At 67.8% G+C, this 19,570-nt stretch carries 16 protein-coding genes; 4 read left to right on the top strand and 12 right to left on the bottom strand.

Annotated features, from left to right (window positions below; all coding sequences use genetic code 11):
- Positions 1-19 precede the first annotated feature (19 nt).
- Genes QHG62_RS27345 through QHG62_RS27365 form a run of 5 tightly spaced genes read right to left on the bottom strand, consistent with a single transcriptional unit; the run spans position 20 to position 4,520 of the window.
- The gene (locus QHG62_RS27345; RefSeq protein WP_281148715.1) at positions 20-754 is read right to left on the bottom strand and encodes a type IV secretion system protein; all 735 of its coding nucleotides are present in this window, start codon (positions 752-754) and stop codon (positions 20-22) included.
- Complete coding sequence (locus tag QHG62_RS27350) at positions 747-3,254, bottom strand: VirB4 family type IV secretion/conjugal transfer ATPase (protein ID WP_281148716.1); 2,508 nt, start codon at positions 3,252-3,254, stop codon at positions 747-749. The genes QHG62_RS27345 and QHG62_RS27350 overlap by 8 nt, the downstream gene beginning before the upstream one ends.
- 13 nt (positions 3,255-3,267) lie before the next feature.
- The gene (locus QHG62_RS27355) at positions 3,268-3,636 is read right to left on the bottom strand and encodes a type IV secretion system protein VirB3 (RefSeq protein WP_281148717.1); all 369 of its coding nucleotides are present in this window, start codon (positions 3,634-3,636) and stop codon (positions 3,268-3,270) included.
- Between the two features lie 12 nt (positions 3,637-3,648).
- Positions 3,649-3,981: a TrbC/VirB2 family protein gene (locus QHG62_RS27360; RefSeq protein ID WP_281148718.1), complete on the bottom strand. Its 333-nt coding sequence runs from the start codon at positions 3,979-3,981 to the stop codon at positions 3,649-3,651.
- Positions 3,978-4,520: a hypothetical protein gene (locus tag QHG62_RS27365; protein ID WP_281148719.1), complete on the bottom strand. Its 543-nt coding sequence runs from the start codon at positions 4,518-4,520 to the stop codon at positions 3,978-3,980. The genes QHG62_RS27360 and QHG62_RS27365 overlap by 4 nt, the downstream gene beginning before the upstream one ends.
- Before the next feature lie 249 nt (positions 4,521-4,769).
- On the opposite strand from QHG62_RS27365, the gene QHG62_RS27370 reads away from it, so the two are divergent.
- Both QHG62_RS27370 and QHG62_RS27375 read left to right on the top strand, forming a co-directional pair.
- Entirely contained in the window at positions 4,770-5,558 is a 789-nt protein-coding gene (locus QHG62_RS27370; RefSeq protein WP_281148720.1) for a ParA family protein, read from the top strand.
- On the top strand, positions 5,555-6,454 hold the full coding sequence (locus QHG62_RS27375; RefSeq protein WP_281148721.1) for a ParB/RepB/Spo0J family partition protein: 900 nt from the start codon (positions 5,555-5,557) through the stop codon (positions 6,452-6,454). Before QHG62_RS27370 ends, QHG62_RS27375 begins: the two co-directional genes overlap by 4 nt.
- A gap of 65 nt (positions 6,455-6,519) precedes the next feature.
- Here QHG62_RS27375 and QHG62_RS27380 read toward each other — a convergent pair whose 3' ends face one another.
- The gene (locus tag QHG62_RS27380) at positions 6,520-7,503 is read right to left on the bottom strand and encodes a GlxA family transcriptional regulator (RefSeq protein ID WP_281148722.1); all 984 of its coding nucleotides are present in this window, start codon (positions 7,501-7,503) and stop codon (positions 6,520-6,522) included.
- 324 nt (positions 7,504-7,827) lie between these two features.
- On the opposite strand from QHG62_RS27380, the gene QHG62_RS27385 reads away from it, so the two are divergent.
- Complete coding sequence (locus QHG62_RS27385; RefSeq protein ID WP_281148723.1) at positions 7,828-8,538, top strand: autoinducer binding domain-containing protein; 711 nt, start codon at positions 7,828-7,830, stop codon at positions 8,536-8,538.
- A gap of 31 nt (positions 8,539-8,569) precedes the next feature.
- On the opposite strand, the gene QHG62_RS27390 is transcribed toward QHG62_RS27385, so the two are convergent.
- The 4 genes from QHG62_RS27390 to QHG62_RS27405 all read right to left on the bottom strand — a co-directional run bounded on the left by QHG62_RS27390 (position 8,570) and on the right by QHG62_RS27405 (position 13,248).
- Positions 8,570-9,166 carry an acyl-homoserine-lactone synthase gene (locus QHG62_RS27390; RefSeq protein ID WP_281148724.1) on the bottom strand — a complete coding sequence of 199 codons (597 nt, stop codon included), beginning with the start codon at positions 9,164-9,166 and terminating at the stop codon, positions 8,570-8,572.
- A 219-nt stretch (positions 9,167-9,385) separates the two neighbouring features.
- Entirely contained in the window at positions 9,386-10,210 is an 825-nt protein-coding gene (locus tag QHG62_RS27395) for a DMT family transporter (protein WP_281148725.1), read from the bottom strand.
- A gap of 31 nt (positions 10,211-10,241) precedes the next feature.
- Entirely contained in the window at positions 10,242-12,404 is a 2,163-nt protein-coding gene (pabB, locus tag QHG62_RS27400) for an aminodeoxychorismate synthase component I (protein ID WP_281148727.1), read from the bottom strand.
- A 325-nt stretch (positions 12,405-12,729) separates the two neighbouring features.
- Entirely contained in the window at positions 12,730-13,248 is a 519-nt protein-coding gene (locus QHG62_RS27405; RefSeq protein WP_281148728.1) for an Lrp/AsnC family transcriptional regulator, read from the bottom strand.
- 92 nt (positions 13,249-13,340) lie between these two features.
- On the opposite strand from QHG62_RS27405, the gene QHG62_RS27410 reads away from it, so the two are divergent.
- Positions 13,341-16,943, top strand: coding sequence for an indolepyruvate ferredoxin oxidoreductase family protein (locus tag QHG62_RS27410; RefSeq protein ID WP_281148729.1), 3,603 nt, complete (start codon positions 13,341-13,343; stop codon positions 16,941-16,943).
- A gap of 131 nt (positions 16,944-17,074) precedes the next feature.
- On the opposite strand, the gene QHG62_RS27415 is transcribed toward QHG62_RS27410, so the two are convergent.
- Complete coding sequence (locus QHG62_RS27415) at positions 17,075-18,115, bottom strand: tyrosine-type recombinase/integrase (protein WP_281148730.1); 1,041 nt, start codon at positions 18,113-18,115, stop codon at positions 17,075-17,077.
- A gap of 584 nt (positions 18,116-18,699) precedes the next feature.
- Positions 18,700-19,458 (bottom strand): methanethiol S-methyltransferase, encoded by a 759-nt coding sequence (mddA, locus tag QHG62_RS27420; RefSeq protein WP_281148731.1) that lies wholly within the window; start codon positions 19,456-19,458, stop codon positions 18,700-18,702.
- Positions 19,459-19,570: the final 112 nt, after the last annotated feature.

The following is a 19,570-nucleotide window of genomic DNA, read 5'->3' on the forward strand; positions in this document are numbered from 1 at the left end:
CTCGCCCTCTTCTGCCGACTTAGTAGCTCACTGCCGACATGGCTCTCACAGAGCCTACGTCCGTGATCGCGCGCTCTCGGAGGCGCTGCTGCTGCGCGGCTTCCTCGGCTCTTGCAATCTGGTAGAGGCTCTGCAGCTTTGTCTGTTCGTTCGTGAGCATGTTCTGCTCGGCCTGGATCCTCGCCTGCAGGTCCTGGATCGCCTTGGGGTCCTGCGCGGAGGCGATGCGATCGATCAGCACCTGCAGGGCCGAGAAGCGCTGGCTGGTGCTCTGGTATGCGTTCTGCGTCATTCCGTTGAGCAGCGCCGCTGACTGTCTCCCCTGCTCGACGATCTGGCGCAACTCGGGACTGAGCGCCTGCATCTGTGTTCCGGAGAGGATGCTGTTGGCTTTCATGATCGACTGCACCTGGCTGGCCAGCCCGGCATAGCTCGCCGATGAGCCGTTGAGCGTGTGCATCAGTTCGCCGTAGCTCGGAGGCAGGTAGTTGCGCGCGAGGTCCGAGGTCGGCAGCAGCTGCTCCATGCCTCGGCTTCCGGTCATGGCGTTGTGGGTCCGGGTCAGCTGGTCCTTCGACTCCTTCAGCTGGTCGTACTGCTTCTGCATCGCGGAGATTTGCTGCTGCCAGTACATGATCTGCTGGATCAGGTTGGCGACGGCCGCCATGTCAATGACCGGGATTCCGGCGTTCGCGTGCAGCGGTGCGAGCAAAGCCGTGGCTGCAAGGAAGAGGGAAGTAAAGAATCTACGCATGGGAGATCTCCTGGTGTAGGGATGAACGGGAAAGGCCATCGGCAAGCGCCCTCCTGAAGGGCGGCAGCCATTGACCTGGGTCCGGCCCGCAGTGGGCGATGAGCTCGCGCATGAGACGGACGTTGCCTGTGCGCCCGGAGATGACGTGCAAGGCGTCGTCGAACCCACGGAGATCGAGCTGTGCGACCACGCTGACATGGTTCTGCTTGATGAGGAACTGGCGGGAGCCCGGCTCGAGTTCGTGCTTGATGAGCGCGAACTCTCGGTCCGTCAGGTTGAAGCCGCGGGTGTACTCGTCGTAGTCCGCTTCCGGATTGGGAAACAGGATCTTCGTTGGCGTCTGCTCGACGATCGCACGGGCGATGCCGGAATCGAGCACATGGCTTGTGCTCTGGGTGAACGTGGCGATGTTCGCGTTCTTCTTGCGCCAGGTCTCGAGGCCGTTCTTGGCAAACTTCGCAAAGGCCGGATCGCTCAGCAGCTTCGCGAATTCGTCCATCCAGCAGACCAGCGGGCGCCCGTCGACCATGCGGTTGACGAGATGAAAGAGGTACAGGGTCAGCGGCGCCCGGACGATCTCGTTGTCTAGGAAGTCGGTCACGTCGAAGCCCACCAGCGCGTGGCGGGCAAGCAGCGGGGCCACGTCGTCGCGATCGTTGTCGAAGACCCAGGCATAGTCGCCGCGCTCGGAGGCACACCATCTGCGAAGGCGCGCGTGCACTCCCTCCGGATCGGTGATGTCGAGGAAGGCGGCGAGCCGGGACAGGCGCCTGAACGGGGGATCGAGCTCCAGGGTGCCGCGCAGCGCCTGATCGAGGTCGTCTTCCTGACGGACCGTGAGCGTGTCGCCCGGCGTGCGCATCACAAGGCGCCGGAGCCAGTGCCGCATGAACTCCACGTTGTCCGCGATCGAATCGTCGAGCTGCAGCGGATTGCAGCCGGTCGGTGTTCCGTTCTTGAGCGGGAGGTACTGGCCGCCCAGGGCCCGCACCAGGATGTGCAGCCCTTCGTCCTTGTCGAAGATGATCTGGGTGGCATCGAGCCGATTGCGGATCGCCACCATGCAGAAACCCAGCAGCGTGGTCTTGCCAGTACCGACCGGCCCCACGCCCGTGATGTGTCCGACGTCGCGGCGGCTGCCGCCGTCCGGGCTGCGCGGGTCGCTCGCATGCAGCGAGAAGTAGTAGGGCGAGCCCGCGCGCGTCGTGAACATGGTCAGTGCATCGCCCCAGAAGTTGCCGCTTGCCCTGCCGGTCGGGAAATTGTGGAAGGGTGACATCGCGGCGAAGTTGCGGCTGGTCACGGGCGCCTTGCGGCTGCGGTAGCCGAAGTTTCCCGGCAGCTGCGCCCAGAAGGCCGCCTCCAGCGCGAGATCCTCGCGCGCCACCACCATTCCCGCGTCGGCGAGCAGGTAGCGGGCGCGCGCGACGTTGTCGTTGAGCTGCTTCAGACGGGCCCGTCCACCGGCCTCGCCGGCGCTGTAGCAGGTGTCGTCCAGCACATGCAGGCTGAGGTGGTGGTCGCCGACCACGAAGCGATTGCTCATGAGGTCGTCCAGCGCCTCCTGGAGCTCCTCGGCCTGCGAGACCGCCAAGTCGCCGGCAGCGGCCATCCGGTGATGCTGGCGGCTCATCATGTCGGTGGCCGTGCCCTTGGCCAGGAAGGTGAAGCTCTGCGTGAGCACGAAGGGGAAGGGCGCTGTCAGCAGGGCGCTGAACATGCCCGGCGCGGTCGGCGTCGGGTATTCCTTGATGCCGAGGAAGGCCCCGATGCGGGTCTGGGTGCCAGTGCGGTATTCCATGGCCTCGTTGCCGAAGAAAGGCCGAGTGGTCGCCAGGACCTCGTTGAGTGGCGCGCGCGGCAGCGGCATGCGCTGCCATTCCCCGTTGACCAGCAGGCCGTGAAATTCAACGAGGGAGGAGAACAGCATCTTCTGTCCCTGCAGCCGGTAGGTGCCCAGTGCTTCAGGGTCGTAGCGTTCGAGCGCTGCGAGCAGTTCCTGGCGCAGCTTGGTGCATGCGTCCAGGGCATCGCGCAGTTCCGCCTGCGTACCCTGCGGGTCTGCGCGCTTGAACAGCCGCCATGCGGCGTTGGCGATGCGGGTCGGCTGCGGCCGGAGGACGACCGACAGGTACAGTTCGTTGACCATCAGCCGCTCGCCGGCGATCTTGCGGCGATAGCGCTGCTCGACCTCGTCGGCGAATCCCGGCACTGTGCGTCCGGCCGGGTAGCCTGTCTCGCGGCGGCGGATCACGTGGGCCCAGAGGGCCAGGTTGGGCGAGGCGATGTTGCGCCAAAGGACATTGAGCCGCTCGTGCCAGCTGTTGATGTCCGCGTCGTCGGCGCTTTCGAAGCTCGTGCCGCCCAGGCGGAGCGTCTGCACGTAGTCGCCGGCACGTGTCAGCGCCACATGTTCGTCCACATGCGCCGAAAGCGGAATCATGGACGCGGCGGCGGCTTCGCGGCGCAGCGTGTGTTCGGAGCGTGACAGCAGCTTCATGGCTCGATGCGCGTCAGGCAATGCTCACCGGCGGTATTCGCGTGGGGCGATGCCCGCGCCAGTCGGGCATGTCCAGCGCGAGGGGACTGTACGAGTTCGCGCGCCAGAGCTGCAGGTTGCCGGCAAGCAGGGCCGGCAGGCGCGTGCGGCCCCAGAGCTGCAGGAGATCGAAGAAGCGAGGCTCGTACAGACAGACCAGGTAGAGCATCCCGTGGATCGGCACGAAGGCCAGCAGCCACGCGAGGTTTTTGGTCACGATGAACGATTCGGTCGTGACGAGGATATTGAACATCATGGCCGAGTAGGTGACGCCCCAGACCATCGAAGGACGCGTCATGCCGATGAACAATGGATCTGCGACGATGCCCTGGTTGCGACTCATGGACCGGTCCTTTCAGACGCCGAACAGGCCCCGGATCCAGGACACGATCTGAGGGCCACCGAAGACCAGCACAGTGCCTATCACGACGGCGACCATCCACCACCAGCTCAGGCGTCCGAACCAGGCCATGGCGCCGGAGACCATCACGGCGACCGCCGCCAGCGGTGTCAGGATCGCGACGAGTTGCTGCTGGGTGGCGTTGGCACCGGTCGCGAACGGGCTGCCCGCCCAGGCGACCTCGGCAGGCACGGCGGCAATGAGCGAGGCGAGGAGCAGCCATCCGGTCCATCGGGCGCGGATGCGTTCTCCGGCGGGGCGTTGCAGGTGGATCGGGCATGCGGTCATGGCTTGACTCCGGTCGGTCGAGTGGAAGATCCCGCGGGCAGTTGCGCAGGCGCGGGCACATGGGAAAGCGCAGCAGACGGCGCGGTTCGCCGGCTGCCATAGACGTCCCACCAGGGTCCCGTCGCCTCGCGCTTGCCGGCATCGGATGCACGCCTGGCAGGTTGTGCGGCCATGGGTCTGGCGGCCGCCGCCCGGTGGGCGGGATGAGACGAAGCAATCTCTCGCCGGATGGCCGCGATGTCTCCGAGCGTGCGCACGCGCTGTTCCTCGAGCTCGTCCGCCGCCTTCGGGTCGGACGCGGCGAGGCGCTCGGCCTTGCGGCGCTCGAGACCTTCCAATTGCGCTTCCGACTTTTTGAGCTCTTCGCGAAGGATCTCGATGCGGTCGTGGTCGCGCGCCGCCTGCTGCTGTGGGCCGACGCTCTGCGATGCGCCGGGCTCCGCATGTGCCAGCAAGCCGGTGAGGACCAGCATGGAAAGCCAGGCCGAGCGTCGGCCTTCGTCGGTTGCATGCCTGCGTTGAACATCGATTGCTTGCATGGGGCGCAATGTCCGTCTCTGCCCATGCGTGTGTCGACTATGTTTTTTGACAGTGGTGTCGCAAAGAGCGGCGCGGCGATATTTCTTGCGCGATGTGGCAGCGGGCGGTCCGATCACGGTGCGGCGAGGCTGCTGCGCCGGGCGCCGGGCGCCGGGCCAGTCCCTGCCGCATGTTCAGCAGCACACGGTGAGGCGTGCCACTGCAGTGCGACAGCGCTGCATCTCGCGTCGAGGCCTGAGGAGCAAGTCATGGGCAACGTGGTCATCTTCGGCAACCAGAAGGGCGGCGTCGGCAAGTCCACGCTGGCGGTGCTGTATGCATGCTGGCTGGCCGATGTGCAACGTCACTCGGTGTGCGTGATCGATCTGGACGCACAGGCGAACAGCTCGAAATCGTTGAGCCGGTGCTCGGCGATTGCCCAGGCGGTGGAACTGTTCGGCCGGGACCTCGGCGCGATCGCCTCGCCGGTCGCTCAGACCATTGCGCTGGTGCCGGGCAGCAGGAAGCTGGCCGATGTCGAGCTCGCGAAGGCGGATCTCGTGATCCCTTTGTTCCGCAGCAACGTGATGCGCCTCGCGCAGGATTTCGATTCCGTCGTGATCGACACGCCGCCGGCGCTGGGCTTGCGCATGAGCGCGGCGCTGATCGCCGGCGATGCGGTCGCCTGTCCGATCGAGCTGGAGGAGTACAGCATCGATGGCGTGGCCGACATGCTCAGGACCGTCTTCGGCGTCAGGCGGCGCTACAACCCGCAATTGCGGCTGGCGGCCATTCTGCTGAACCGGTTCAACCCGCACTCGCTGCGGCAGAAGGCCGCGATGCAGGACCTGGCCTTGAACTTCCGGGAGTTCGTGATACCGGCGCGGATCTCGATCCGCTCGTCCATTCCCGAGGCGCTGGCCGCGGGCGTTCCGGTGTGGCGGCTGCCCAAGAGCGCGGCACGCGAGGCGAGTCTCGAGGTGATGCGGGTGTTCGAACTGCTGCAGCAACGCATCGACGCATCGAACGCTTCCCTGTCGGCGGGCACGCAGGCATGAAGGCACCCGGCGGCCTGGACCTGAGTGCGCTGTCGCAGTTCAGGGCGGCCGATCTGCTCACGGGCGAAGCCGCGCCCGCGAGCCCTGGTACACCGATGCAGGTGGCGCTCGAACGCATCGACTTCGACCCCGGCCAGCCGCGCCGCCGCATACGGGTCGAACGCATCGAGGAACTGGCCGAATCGATCCGCGAGCATGGCGTGCTGGAGCCGGTGTCCCTGCGATGCCATCCCGAGCATCCGGAACGGTACATCGTCAATCGCGGCGAGCGCAGGGTGCGCGCGGCGCGCCTGGCCGGCTTGTCCTGCGTGCCGGCGTTCGTGGACCCTCGGGTCGACCCCTTCGCACAGGCGGCGGAGAACCTGCACCGCGAGGACATGTCGCCATTCGATCTGGCCGCCTTCATCGCCGAGCGGGAAGGGGAGGGCCATTCGCGCGCCGAGATCGCGCGCCGGCTGGCCAAGCCGCGATCTTTCATCACCGAGGCTGCGCGGCTCAGCGACGCGCCGGTGCAGTTGCGGGAAGCGGTGGAGGCAGGCCGGCTCGGCGCGGATGTGCGGGCGCTCTACCAGTTGATGGCCATCGCGCGAGACCGCCCGCAAGAGCTCCAGGAACTGCTCGCGCAGGGCGGGCCCATCGGACGTGTCCGGACAAGCCATCGCCGCGAAGCGCCCGAGCCGGTTTCCGGGTCGGCCGGGGCGTTGCCCGGGGGCGGGATCCCCAGGGCCCACAGCGGCGGCCGCACCGTGCTGGTGGTGGAGCATGGTGGGCGGCGCGGATCATTGCGATTCAAGGCAAAGGACGGCAACGTCGGCGAGGTCCGCTTCGGCGACGGCACGCATGCCTTGGTGCCGCTGGCCGACTTGCGGCTCGTATGCTGGGCGACGGAGGACTAGCCTTGCGGGCTGGCCGGCGAAGCGCGGCAAGGGTCTCGCTGCCTGCACCGGTGCGCCGGGGTCTGCTAGGCCGCGCCCGCAGCTTTCATCGTCGCGTGGCGACGCCGGTAGTCGCGCGGCGTCATCCGCAGCTCGCGTACGAAGGCCCTTCGCATCACTTCCTGGGACCCGTAGCCGCACTGCGCGGCGATGGCCTTTAGGGGACGCGTGCTCGTTTCGAGCAGGCGACGGGCAGTGTCGAGGCGGATCTGCTGCACGCCACGCCCGGGCGAGAGACCGGTCGCGCGTTCGTAGAAGCGTGCGAAGGAGCGCGTGGACATGTGGACCTCACGCGCCAATCGGGCGACGCTGAGCTTCTCCTGCAGATGTGCTGCGATCCACCGATGCAGCGCGCTGATCCGCGCGTCGGGGGCGGCGGGCTCGAACGGCATGCGGCGACGGCGCGGCAAGCCGCAGCGGCGGCTGCGCGGTCCCGGCATGCGCGAGGCAAGCGTCTCCGCAAAGGCAGCGCCCCGATCTTCCTCGATCCAGGACAGCGCCAGGTCGGCGCCCTGGCCGGGCTCGATGACGCGCCAGCTGGGCGTTTTGTTGCAGGCCGTGAACCGGTCCGGTCCCTGCCCGCGACAGCGCAGCGCCGGCGGCGCTGCGCGCTCCTGCCGTCGCACGGCGCCGACATGCGGCACGGGCGGCAGCAATGGCTGAGCGCCCAGCGCGGCGCGGCGGCCCACGCGCCGCCGGTTGCTGGAAAGCCATTCGCGCAGGCGCTGCACGCTCGCTGGTCCCGCCGAGCCCGGATCGGGTTCGCCACTGATGAACAGCGAGCTCGCCCGACCGGCGAGCCGGCGCGGCAATGCGCTCGTCGACAGTGCCACACCGCTTGAACTCAGGGCCTGGCCGCTGCCGGGAGAAACCAGCCGAACGTCGTAGGCGGCGAGCCTGTGGCCTGTCCTGCGCAGGGAAGCATTGGCGGCCTTGAAGACCGCGAGCATGCGGACGATGTCGAGAAGAAGAAAGCCGGGGAGCAGCAGGAACCAGACCTTGTGCATCATCGTGAGGAGCCAACGTGGGGAGGGTTCAGACCGCAATCCCCCGGGCCTGGGCTCCGCGCCAGTGCGCGATGCGCAGGCCCGCGAGATTGGCAGAATTGGTGGTGAATTTTGCCTCCGGGTTCCTCGGGGGGCTTCTAGACTGTCGCACCCTTGCCTCCTTCACCCGCCCGGGCCGGCGCGACGCGCATGCCGCAGGCAGGCGCAGTGCGGGCCCTGGTTCAGAGAGTGAGGCCGCAGGCCCTGGCGCCTGCGGGGCGCCGCCGGTGGGAGTGCCACCGGCGCGTACGACAGAGGCAGGGGTCCGACGATGCAGGAAGTGCACCTATGAACGAGTGGACCCAAGATGTTCTCGTTCGGTTGAACGAGGCAAGCGAACCATCCCAGGTGCTCGCGCAGGTCAGCGCGGCTGCCAGGCAGCTCGGCTTCGAGCACTGCGCCTACGGGCTGCGCACCCTTGTGCCCTTCACCCGACAGAAGACTTTGATGTTCAGCACCTACGATGAGCGGTGGAGCCACCGCTACATCCATGCGGGATATCTTCACGTGGATCCGACGGTCGTCCACGGCGTGCACAGCGGGACCCCGGTGGTCTGGAGCAACGAAGTCTTCCGCGATGCGCCGCAGATGTGGGACGAGGCGCGCTCGTTCGGCTTGCGCGTCGGCTGGGCGCAATCGGTCACCGAGCCCGACGCGCGGGTCGGCATGCTGTCGCTGGCCCGGTCGGGCGAACCGTTGACGGCTTCGGAGATGCGCGCGAAGGACCTCCTGCTCCAGTGGCTTGTGATCCGTGCTCATCGCGCGTTCTGCCGCCTGCTGGGCGGCAGTCCGCTCGCGGGGATCGAACCTCTGACAATGCGGCAGGTGGAGGTGCTGCGCTGGACGGGCGACGGGAAGACGAGCGACGAAATCGCGGCCATCCTCTGCATCTCGAAACCGACGGTCGATTTCCATTTGAGGAATGCAATGGCCAAGCTGGGAGCTGCCACCAAGAGCTCGGCCGCGGCGTTCGCTTCGCGTCTTGGGCTCCTGAACTGACAAATGCCGGAAGCCGCTGCATCCTTCGCAATCAGCCGATCGCGTCAGTGTCGCGGTCCCGACGCGGACACCAGTGCTTGTCCACGTTGATGAGGCAGGCGAACAGAAGCTGGCCATCGACCCGCACCGGCGGCGCCGCGCGGTATGCGGACAGGCCTGCGCGACGCAGGATGCGCTCGATGCCCAGCGGCGAGGCGCTGATGATCCGTCGTCCGCCCTTCCTGGCGACGGTCTGCATCGCGACGCTCAGCATGTCCAGCGCGAGCGACCATCCATGCGGATCCTCGCCTGTCCCCAGCCGCTTCCCGTCGGCAGCGGCGAATCGCGACAGTTCCCAGATGTCTGGGGAGCACGGTGCCGGCGTGTCGCCGAGCAACGCCGGGAAGACGCTGGCCAGCAGATAGGGGCGGTGCGTGGGCAACAGGCGGCTCGTCCCGACGATCTCGCCCTCGGGACTGCGGGCGATCAGATAAATGGTGTCCTTGCGGTCGAATTCGTCGAGTTCCAGCCGGCCGCGCGTATGGAGTTTCCAGCCCAGCTTCTCGACAAAAACCTCGTGCCGGTAGCGCGCCATGTCGAACAGCACATCGGCCGAGAAAGAGTCGATCGTTCCCGCAATGATCTCCATCAGGTCACCTCGCTGAATGAGGCCGCATTACAGCCTGATGACGGACACCGGGGACACTGTCAGAGTTGATAGGGTTGGCGGCATCCGAACCCTTCGTTGCTGCGATGCAGTTGCCCGCGTGCTCTGTGTGATCGCCTCCACGAACGAGACGCATGGTCACGGCGCTCGACCGCGGCCGCCTCTGCTGTCTTCTCGACTTTGGTCTTCGCCATTGTTCGCTCAAGGGCGGCGTGCCGCCCAGACGGTGAAGGCACCGGCTGCGACGATCAGGACCACGCCGGCAGCGGCCTCGGGGCGGGGCATGTCGCCCCAGATGGCGTACCCCAGCAGCAAGGCCCAGACAATCAGGCTGTAGCGAAAAGGCGTGACGACGGAGAGATCGACGCCTCGGCAGGCCACGATGAGCGCGTAGTTGCCCAGGGCCGCGCAACCCGCGGCCGCCGCGAGCATCCCGAGCTCGTGGCGCGTAAGCGGCGCCCAGTGCTCCACGAGACCCAGCAGCAGGCCCCCCAGGCACACGGCGAGCGTGGTCGCCACGGCGATGGTCGACGACGGCACCGTGGCGGGAATGCGCCGGGTCACCAGGTCACGTGCGGCGAGAGAGGCGGCGCACAACAGTGCGCAGGCGAGGCCGGCGGCAGGGATCTCGGAGCGAGCCGAGGGCTGGATCACCAGCAGAACGCCGGCGAATCCTGCCAACGTTGCCAGCAACCGGCTCACGCGCCAGGGCTCCCAGCGCAGCGCCATCGCGGTCGCGCCAATCATCAGCGGCGCGGTCATCATGAGCGTGCTGACCGTGGCGAGGGGCGCGAGCGACAGGGCGACGACGGAAGTGAGGGCGGTCGTGATCTCGAGTCCACAGCGGCCCGCGACGAGTGGACGCAGCGCCGTTCGCCAGCCGGCGCGCGCGCCCCGGGCGAGGGCCAGGACAAAGAGGGTGGCGAAGGCGCCGCGCACGGCGAGGACCTGTCCGGGCGGCAGACTCTGCGCCGCCAACTTCACGAACACATCGTTGAGTACGTAGCAGCCCATGGCCATCAGCATGAGCAGGATCCCGTGGCGATTGGCCCGTGCGCTAGCCATGACCGGGCGCAGGTGGTGGCCGCGTGGGGTTGGTCTGCGGGATCCCGGGATCGCCCGCGGCACTGGCATCCCCCACCATCCCTGGCCGCGGGCCGAGCGGTGCACCGCAACGCCTGAGCACGTCCCACAGCGCCTGCGCCTTCAGGACAATCTCCTCGACCTCGGCGTCCGGATCGGACATGGCGACGATGGCGCCGCCGGCGCCGATGGAGACGCGGCCGTTGGCCGACACCAGGGTGCGAATCACGATGTTGAGCTGCGCCGCGCCGTTGAGCGACAGATAGCCGATGCTGCCCGAGTAGATCCCTCGGGCCGCTTCCTCGAGCTCGTCCAGGATCTTCATCGTGCGAACCTTGGGTGCACCGGTCATGGAGCCGCCGGGGAACGCGGCGCGGATGCAGTCGACCGCACCCAGCTCCGCACGCAGCCGGCCCCGGATGGTGCTGACGAGCTGGTGCACAGTGGCATAGGTCTCGACCGCGAACAGGCTCGGCACGTGAACGCTGTCGATCTCGCAGACGCGGTTGAGATCGTTGCGCAGCAGGTCGACGATCATCAGGTTCTCGGCGCGAGTCTTCTCGTCGGCGACCATGGCGTCCGCGATCGCCTCGTCCTCGGCCGGCGTCGCGCCGCGTGCGGCCGTTCCCTTGATGGGCTTTGATTCCACATCTCCTTCGCTGGAAATGCGCAGGAAGAGTTCGGGCGAGGCGCACAGCACGGCATAGCCGCCGACGCGCAGGTAGGCCGCGTAGGGTGCGGGGTTGTGCCTGCGCAGGACCCGGTAGATCTCCAGCGGGCGGATGCGCCCTTCGCCGACCAGCTGGTTCGTGAGGCAGACCTCGTAGGTCTCGCCCTGCAGGATCTCGTGCTGGCAGCGCAGGATGAGCTCCCGGTAGATCGCCAGGTCCTTCTGCCAGGCCAGTGAATGCAGGTCGCAGGCAGCGTCCGCGCTGTCCTCCGGCACGCTCGCCTGTGCGCCTTCGAGCCGCGCGCGCATGGTCTGCATCCAGCGGCGATTCTCGTTGCACGGTGCGGCCTCATCCAGGCACACGATCCAGACCTGCTGCTCGACGTGGTCGAAGGCGAGGTAGCGGTCGGCGAGGATCCACATCGCGTCCGGCGTGTCCGCGTCGTGGGCACGCGCACCGTCCAGCTCCCGTTTGAGCTCATAGCCGAAGTAGCCCACGAAGCCGCACGCGAAGTCGAAGGGGAGTGCAGGGCCTGCAGGCGGCTCGCCGGGCAGGTGATCGCGAAGGTAGTCGAAGATGCTCTCGTCACGCACCTGGACGACGTCGCCCCGGCGCACCATCAGTTCACGCGGTGCGGTGCGGTAGTTCAGCACCTGGGTGCGCGGCCCGGTGGCGTCGCCCATGAAGGAGAAGCGCGCCCGCCCGGGCTCGGCCAGGCTGCTGTCCAGCCAGAAAGCGCAGTCGCGCTGTGCGAACGTGCCCATGAACACGGCCTCCGGATCGGCCGCGGTGTCGATGCACTCCGCGTGCAGCGACAGCGCCTGCGGGCCTTCGAAGCGCAGCACGGGGCCGAAGCGATCGTGTGCGTTTCGTTGGGGCGCCTGTGCGAGCCACGCCTGCGTCAGGTCCCTGAAGTTGCGCAGCAGCCGCGCGCCGAATTCGGTGCAGATCGACTCCGGATGGAACTGCACCCCCCACCAGGGCAGGGAGACGTGACGCAGGCCCATCAATGTGCCATCGGATGTCCAGGCGAGGGGTTCCAAGGATGAGGGCAACTGCGTGACCGCGAGGGAGTGGTAGCGCACCGCCTCGAAGCGATCCGGAATGCCGGCGAAGAGGTCGCGCTGCGCGTGCGAGACGCGGTCCAGGCGGCCGTGCATCGGGCGCACCGCCAGGTCGACCCGGGCACCGCAGTGGTGGGCGATGGCCTGGTGGCCCAGGCAGACGCCGAGCACGGGCTTGCGAGAGCGCTGCAGCGCGTCCGCCGAGATGCCGAGGTCGGCGCGCCGCTGCGGACGTCCGGGGCCCGGCGAGATGACGATGTTGTCGAAGTGCATGCGCTCGACCTCGTCCCAGTGCCTCTCGTTGTTGCGCAGCACGATCGGAGGCTCGCCGTTGCAGGCCGCCAGGTACTGGTAGAGGTTGTAGGTGAACGAGTCGTGGTTGTCGATCAGCAGCGTGCGCATGAAAGGCTCCTTGGCCGAAGGCGGGCTGTGCATCGTTGAAGAATCTGGTGGAAGTCGCTACTGCGCAATGTGCTAGTTGTGCGGGCCGATAAAGCCAAAGCACGCAGCGCGCTTGCCGCCCGCATGTCCGGGCCGTTCGCTCTTCCGCGGTCTTCCATTCCTGCCCTCGGCCTTGTGAAAGGGGCGGGGGAGCGGCAGGGTCTGACAGACGGGGACCGTGATCCCCACAGGATGCACGCAGTCCACGGCCACGGTGAGCGCCGCCTGGACGGCCACCAGCCGCCCCAGCACCACACCAGCGGCGGCTTGCTGGGTGGACACGCGTCTAGCGCCGCGTGGGCGCCACGCTCGCCTTTGCTCCGAGCAGGTGGCCGAGCGGCAGCGCGACCTCCGACTTGATCTCGCGCAGCACGATGCTCGAGCGCACGTGCGTGACGCCCGGGAGGCTGAAGAGCACCTCGTGCAGGAAACGCTCGTAGTGCTTCATGTCGGGCACCGTCACGTGGAGGATGTAGTCCGCGGGTCCCGTGGCGGAGACGCAGCGGATGATCTGCGGGCACGCGGCCACCACGTCCTCGAAGCGCTGCACCATCGCTTCGCTGTGGCGGTCCAGGTTCACCTCGGCCACGGCCGAAACGTGCAGGCCCACGAGTTCGGGGTCGACCCGTGTGGTGTAGCCGCGGATCACGCCGGCGGCTTCCATGTCCTTGATGCGCTTCCAGCAGGGCGTTGGCGAGAGTCCCACCGCCTCCGAAATCTGTTGCACCGTTTGCCGCCCGTCGTGCTGCAGTGCAGAAAGGATCTTGAGGCAATGGTCGTCAAGAGAAACAGAATCAACGTTCATCGCAATTTCCGAGAGGATTCTTCTTCAAACAAGGGTCTGCGCCAGTGTATTGAAGAAACACTTACTCGGGGTGCGGCAGAACAATTCCGGGCATGAACGCCCCCCACAAGCCAACCGCGCTCCAGCGGCCCGACTACCAGCTTTCCGACAACCTCTGGGCCGATGCCGGCGCGGTCTACATCACCGGCACGCAGGCGCTGGTCCGCATCCTGGCGATGCAGAAGCAGCGCGACGCGGCGCGCGGCCTGCACACGCAGGGCTTCGTCAGCGGCTACCGCGGCTCGCCGCTGGGCATGGTCGACCAGGCGATCTGGAAGGCCGGCGACCGCTTCAAGGAGACCGGTATCCGCTTCGTGCCCGCGGTGAACGAGGAACTCGCGGCCACGCAGGTGCTCGGCACCCAGCGCGTGGAGTCCGACCCCGAGCGCACCGTCGACGGCGTGTACGCCATGTGGTACGGCAAGGGGCCGGGCGTGGACCGCGCGGGTGACGCGCTCAAGCACGGCAATGCCTACGGCTCGTCGCCGCACGGCGGCGTGCTGGTGGTGGCGGGCGACGACCACGGCTGCGTGTCGTCGTCGATGCCGCACCAGAGCGACCACGCCTTCATGGCATGGCGCATGCCCGTGATGCAGCCTGCGAGCGTGGCCGAGTACCTGGAGTTCGGACTGTACGGCTACGAGCTGTCGCGCTATTCGGGCGCGTGGGTCGGCATGGCGGCGCTGTCCGAGATCGTCGAGAGTGCGGGCACCGTGGACCTCGACGCGGTGAACGCGCGCGTGGCCGCCTGGGAAGACGCCGACGCGGTGCGCACCGCCACCGGCCACCGCCCGCCGCCGGACGGGCTGCACTACCGTTGGCCCGACCTGCCGTCGCTGCGCATCGAGTCGCGGCTGGAGGACAAGCTCGCGGCCGTGGCCGCGTTCGCGCGGCGCAACAGCATCGACCGCCACGTCATCGTGAGCCCGCATGCGAGGGTGGGCATCGTCACCTGCGGCAAGGCGCACCATGACCTGATGGAGGTGCTGCGGCGCCTGGAACTCTCGCCCGAGCAGCTCGCGCGAGTCGGTGTGCGGCTCTACAAGGTGGGACTGAGCTTTCCGCTCGAGCAGACGCGCATCCAGGACTTCGCGCGCGGGCTCGAGGAAATCCTCGTGGTGGAAGAAAAGGGCGCGGTGGTCGAGACGCAGCTGCGCGACATCTTCTACAACGCCCCCGCCGGCGCGCGCCCGGTGCTCGTGGGCAAGCACGACCGCGAAGGCCGGCCCCTCGTGTCCGCGCTCGGCGAACTGCGCCCGTCGCGGCTGATCGAGCTGGTCGCGCACTGGCTTGCGGCGCATTTTCCCGACAACCGCGATCTGGGCGACCATCTGCAGCATGTGCGCGACTTCACGCCGCCCGAGCTGCTGGGCAATGCGAGCGATGCCGTCAAGCGTCTGCCGTACTTCTGCGCCGGCTGCCCGCACAACACCAGCACCAAGGTGCCCGAGGGATCGACGGCGCGCGCGGGCATCGGTTGCCACTTCATGGCCAACTGGATGGACCGCAGCACGGCGGGCCTCATCCAGATGGGCGGCGAGGGCGTCGACTGGATCTCGCATGCGATGTTCACGAAGACGCCGCATGTGTTCCAGAACCTCGGCGACGGCACCTACTACCACTCGGGCTATCTCGCCATCCGCCAGGCCGTCGCGGCCCAGGCGACGCTCACCTACAAGATCCTGTTCAACGACGCGGTTGCGATGACCGGCGGCCAGCCGGTCGACGGGGTCATCAGCGTGGATGCGATCGCGCGGCAGGTGGAATCGGAAGGCGTCACCAAGGTGGTGGTCGTGAGCGATGCGATCGAAAAGTACGGCGCCATCAGGAACCGCTTTCCGCGCGGCACCGAGTTCCACAACCGCGCCGCGCTCGACGAGGTGCAGCGGCGCCTGCGCGAGATGCCCGGCGTGACCGTGCTCATCTACGAGCAGACCTGCGCCGCCGAGAAACGCCGCCGCCGCAAGAAGGGCGAGCTGGCCGATCCGCCCCGTCGGCTCTTCATCAACGAGGCCGTGTGCGAAGGCTGCGGCGACTGCACCGTGCAGAGCAACTGCGTGGCGGTGCTCCCGCACGAGACGCCGATGGGCCGCAAGCGCAAGATCGACCAGACCAGCTGCAACAAGGATTATTCCTGCGCCAAGGGCTTCTGCCCGAGCTTCGTGGGCGTCACCGGCGGCAAGCTGCGCCGCAAAAGCGGAGCGCTCGCATCGGGGCGCGATGCCTTCCTGCAGCGCGTGGCCGCGCTGGCGCATCCGGCGCCGCACGCGTGGAGCGGTCCCTACGACCTGCTGGTGACCGGCGTGGGCGGCACCGGCGTGGTGACTGTCGGCGCCGTCGTCGCGATGGCCGCGCACCTCGAAGGCAAATCGGCCAGCGTGCTCGACTTCATGGGCTTCGCGCAGAAGGGCGGCGCGGTGCTGAGTTTCGTGCGGCTGGCCGACACGCCCGAGCGGCTGAACCAGGTGCGCATCGACACGCAGCAGGCCGACGCCCTCCTGGCTTGCGACGTGGTGGTGGGCGCCTCCGCCGACGCGCTGCAGACCGTGCGGCACGGGCGCACGCGGGTGCTCGCGAACATCCACGAGATTCCGGTCGCCGAGTCGCTGCGCAACCCCGATGCCGAGCTGCATGTGGATCTGCTGCTCGAAAAGATGCGCTTCGTCGCGGGCGAGGCACAGGTCGAGACCTTCGACGCGCAGAGCCTGGCCGAGGAGTTCCTCGGCGACACGCTGGCCGCGAACATCGTCGCGACCGGTTATGCGTGGCAGCGCGGCCTGGTGCCGCTGAGCCTGGAGGCGCTGATGCATGCGATCGAGCTCAACGGCGTGGCCGTGGCGGCCAACCAGTCGGCGTTTTCGCTGGGCCGGCTCGCGGCGGGCGATCCCGCGGCGCTGGACAAGCTGCGTGCCGCGCCCGTGCAAGAGCAGGCGCAGCAAGCCGACGAGCGCCCGCTGGACGCGCTCGTGGCCGATGCGCGCCGCCATCTCACCGGCTACCAGAACGCCGCATGGGCGCAGCGCTTCGAAAGGCGCGTTCGTGCACTGCAGGCGGCCGAGTCCGCGCTGCCGGGCGGCGACCCGCGGCTGCCCTTCACGCGCAACGCGGCGCGCAGTCTGCTCAAGCTCATGAGCTACAAGGACGAGTACGAGGTCGCGCGCCTCTACACCGACGGCGCGTTCCTGCGAAAACTCAAGGACCAGTTCGAAGGCGACCTCAAGCTCGAATTCCACATGGCGCCGCCGCTGCTGTCACGCCCCGCCCACGGTCAGGCGCCCGCCAAGATCCGCCTGGGCGCGTGGATGCTGCCGGTGATGAAGTGGCTGGCGCACGGCAAGCGGCTGCGAGGCACGGGCTTCGACCTGTTCGGCTACACGCAGGAGCGCCGGACCGAGCGTGCACTCATCGCCCATTTCGAGCAGCGGCTCGATGAATTGGCTGCGGCGCTCTCCTGCGCCAACCAGCCTCTCGCCGCACAGATCGCGGCGCTGCCGCTCTCGATCCGCGGGTTCGGGCATGTGAAGCTGGCCAACCTGGCGCTCGCTGTCGAGCGCGAGGCGGAGCTCCTGCACCGCTTCTCGCCGCAGCGTTATCCGCAGCCCCGCAAGGATGCGAAGGCGGGGCAGTTCAAGGGGATTGCGCTCGTGTCGCAGTGAGCCGCGTGCGCGCAGACGCGAGCTCGTGGGCCGGTCGAACGAGAGGGCAAGGGCCGCCTCGTTCCTTTCGAATCGGGCTTGATGGGCCCCGGGAGCATGGTTGCGTCCTGTCGCAGGGTGGTGCTCGCCCGTCAGACGACCTCCGGCCCGCCCGGCAGCACCCGCTCATAGCGCTTCATCTTCTTGGGCTCGATACCCAGCCATCGGGCCACCTGCTCGGGCGACGTTCCTCGGCGCAGCTGCCTGAGTGCAAACGTATGCCGCAGCCGGAATGATCCGCCCTCGCGCGAGTCGACGCCGGCGTCCTCGAGCACGCGGGTGGCGCATGCGTACTGGGATGCCCTTTGCCATTGCTTGCCGCTGCGCGTGGAGGGAAAAAGATAGGGCCCTGCGATGCCCGCCTCCGCGCGCACGGTCAGCCAGTACCGCAGCAGCTCGGCAGCCCAGGGCGCCAGGGGTGTCTCCCGCGCCGGGCTGTCGCCATACGCAGGGACTTGGATTTTCCAGGGCCGATCAAGGATGCGGCCACCGTGCGCAACAGGGGAGGTCAATGTCAGGACACGCACGTCTCCAGGCGTGAGTCCGGCGCCGAGCTGCAAACCGATCGACGCCCGGTTGCGCACATCTTGCCAGGTCATGGAGGCGCCTGCAGCCCGCGAACTTCCCGGCCGGGGCCGGGCCGCGGAGACAAAGGCGATGAGCTGCTTGGCCTCGAGGACTGGCAGGTATTCGGGCAGCGGGTCGGCGTTCGGCGAGTCGGCGAACCGCACCTGCGGCTTGCCCCTGATCCAATCCGCGGCGGCATTGCTGGCCGGGGACTCATCTTGCGCTGCGTGATGGCGCAGCACGCGTTCGATCAGCCGCATCAGGCGCAGCGCATAACGCGGTGACAGCGAGAGGTCGGACGCCTTCCTGCCGAATCGCGCCGCCTGGAATGCCTGCAGGTCTGCCGGCCTCAGGGAGGACAGGCTCACGACGGGGGACTGCGCCAGGCACCAGGCCGAGAAGGCGTTCCACATGTGCTGGTAGACCTCCATCGAACGCTCCTGGCGCAGCAAACCGCCGTCACGCTGGGATGTCAGCCAGGCGTCAAACGCCTGCTCGAAGACCAGCGCATGCGCCTCGGGCTTGAACTCGTCGAAGAGGGAAAGCGGCCTGTGGGGATGAACCATAAAAATAGACTAACGGGAAACGTTTGATTTTGCAAGGCCTTGGATGGGCGTCGAAGTGCATAAGGGCGTCGGCGCTCATTGGCGGTGGCTGTGACCAGTCGGATCCCGTTAGTCTATTTATAGACGGACGTTCGCCCGGGTCGCCGGTGCCCACGTCGAGCCGTTGAACCCAGTGAAGGCCGTTGACTGCCTTTCGATCGAACGATCGAAATGATCGCGCCAAGCCGTGCAAGCAGCGCAGCCAACCCTGCAGCTGAACGGCCGGGTTTCGCAGGGGTGCTCCTGTGACGGCTCAGCCGCAGGGCGTCGCACGTCGTCCTGCGTGGCCTCATGCCGGAAAGCCGGAACGTGCGCCGCTGGCGGTGAGTTTGAATGCCCCCCACTCTCGCGCGCTGTCAGGCCGCAGTCGGGCGGTGGTGCCGTCGCATGGCGCCGGCAGCGTCTTTGAGCGGCCGGCGCCCTGGAACAGCGCGACGGCCATCTTCGGTGGCGGCCATGTCCATGCCACTTCGTGGTCACAGCAGCGATCGGTGCGGTGAGCCTGGGCGCCTGATTGCCGCCGCGGCCTCGCCACCTGCGTTCGCTCAGGGTCCCGTGGGCGTCTTGCGCTCACGCCGGCTGCGCTTGGGCAACAGCATCCCGACCTGGTCGCGGTAGACGAGATAGCGCTGGCCGAACTGCGCGACCAGGTCGCGCTCCTCGAACCAGATGCCGATCAGGATGTAGCCGGTGCAGGCCGCCGCGAAGAGCAGGTGGCCCGCCGTCATGGTGGGCGTGGCCCAGAAGGCCAGCACGAATCCCAGGTAGATCGGATGGCGCACGTGGCGGTAGAACAGCGGCGTGTGGAAGGCCGGCGCCGGCAGTTCCTGGCCGCGCAGGTTGGCCCACACCTGGCGCAGGCCGAACAGTTCGAAGTGGTTGATCAGGAAGGTGCTGACGAGCAGCACGCCCCAACCCAGCCAGAAGACGCCGAGCAGCGCCCAGCGCGCAACCGGGTCATGGACCGACCAGACGACGGGTTCGGCCATGGGGCGCCATTGCCACAGCAGCAGCGCCAGTGCCGCGCTCGCCGCAAGCACGAAGGTGCTGCGCTCGACCGCCTCGGGTACCAGCCGCGTCCACCAGCGCTTGAAGCCGCGCCGGGCCATCACGCTGTGTTGCACCGCGAAGAGGCCCAGCAGCAAGAGGTTGACGACGACCGCCTCGGCCAGTGGCACGGGGCTGCCGCTGTCGATGGTCTTGGGCAGCAGCGGCAGGTTGCCGACGAAGCCGATGGCGTAGACGAAGGTGGCGAGAAAGAAGAGGTAGACCACCAGCCCATAGAGTGCAGCGACGAAAGCCATGAACGTACTCCTTGCGCGGGGAAGCTCGAGAAGCGGCCACGCCTTCACCCCCGCAGCGGGCAGGCCGAGGTCATCCGCCCGAGCCTCCGGGGGCCCGGGTGCGGTAGCGGCA

The sequence above is a fragment of the Variovorax paradoxus genome (genome assembly GCF_029919115.1).
In the GTDB taxonomy this organism is placed as follows: domain Bacteria; phylum Pseudomonadota; class Gammaproteobacteria; order Burkholderiales; family Burkholderiaceae_C; genus Variovorax; species Variovorax paradoxus_O.

What these genes read in the sequence shown, in the direction of transcription:
- QHG62_RS27345 (WP_281148715.1), bottom strand. Translation starts at nt 754, where the DNA reads ATGCGTAGATTCTTTACTTCCCTCTTCCTTGCAGCCACGGCTTTGCTC.
- QHG62_RS27350 (WP_281148716.1), bottom strand. Translation starts at nt 3,254, where the DNA reads ATGAAGCTGCTGTCACGCTCCGAACACACGCTGCGCCGCGAAGCCGCC.
- QHG62_RS27355 (WP_281148717.1), bottom strand. Translation starts at nt 3,636, where the DNA reads ATGAGTCGCAACCAGGGCATCGTCGCAGATCCATTGTTCATCGGCATG.
- QHG62_RS27360 (WP_281148718.1), bottom strand. Translation starts at nt 3,981, where the DNA reads ATGACCGCATGCCCGATCCACCTGCAACGCCCCGCCGGAGAACGCATC.
- QHG62_RS27365 (WP_281148719.1), bottom strand. Translation starts at nt 4,520, where the DNA reads ATGCAAGCAATCGATGTTCAACGCAGGCATGCAACCGACGAAGGCCGA.
- QHG62_RS27370 (WP_281148720.1), top strand. Translation starts at nt 4,770, where the DNA reads ATGGGCAACGTGGTCATCTTCGGCAACCAGAAGGGCGGCGTCGGCAAG.
- QHG62_RS27375 (WP_281148721.1), top strand. Translation starts at nt 5,555, where the DNA reads ATGAAGGCACCCGGCGGCCTGGACCTGAGTGCGCTGTCGCAGTTCAGG.
- QHG62_RS27380 (WP_281148722.1), bottom strand. Translation starts at nt 7,503, where the DNA reads ATGATGCACAAGGTCTGGTTCCTGCTGCTCCCCGGCTTTCTTCTTCTC.
- QHG62_RS27385 (WP_281148723.1), top strand. Translation starts at nt 7,828, where the DNA reads ATGAACGAGTGGACCCAAGATGTTCTCGTTCGGTTGAACGAGGCAAGC.
- QHG62_RS27390 (WP_281148724.1), bottom strand. Translation starts at nt 9,166, where the DNA reads ATGGAGATCATTGCGGGAACGATCGACTCTTTCTCGGCCGATGTGCTG.
- QHG62_RS27395 (WP_281148725.1), bottom strand. Translation starts at nt 10,210, where the DNA reads ATGCTGATGGCCATGGGCTGCTACGTACTCAACGATGTGTTCGTGAAG.
- pabB (WP_281148727.1), bottom strand. Translation starts at nt 12,404, where the DNA reads ATGCGCACGCTGCTGATCGACAACCACGACTCGTTCACCTACAACCTC.
- QHG62_RS27405 (WP_281148728.1), bottom strand. Translation starts at nt 13,248, where the DNA reads ATGAACGTTGATTCTGTTTCTCTTGACGACCATTGCCTCAAGATCCTT.
- QHG62_RS27410 (WP_281148729.1), top strand. Translation starts at nt 13,341, where the DNA reads ATGAACGCCCCCCACAAGCCAACCGCGCTCCAGCGGCCCGACTACCAG.
- QHG62_RS27415 (WP_281148730.1), bottom strand. Translation starts at nt 18,115, where the DNA reads ATGGTTCATCCCCACAGGCCGCTTTCCCTCTTCGACGAGTTCAAGCCC.
- mddA (WP_281148731.1), bottom strand. Translation starts at nt 19,458, where the DNA reads ATGGCTTTCGTCGCTGCACTCTATGGGCTGGTGGTCTACCTCTTCTTT.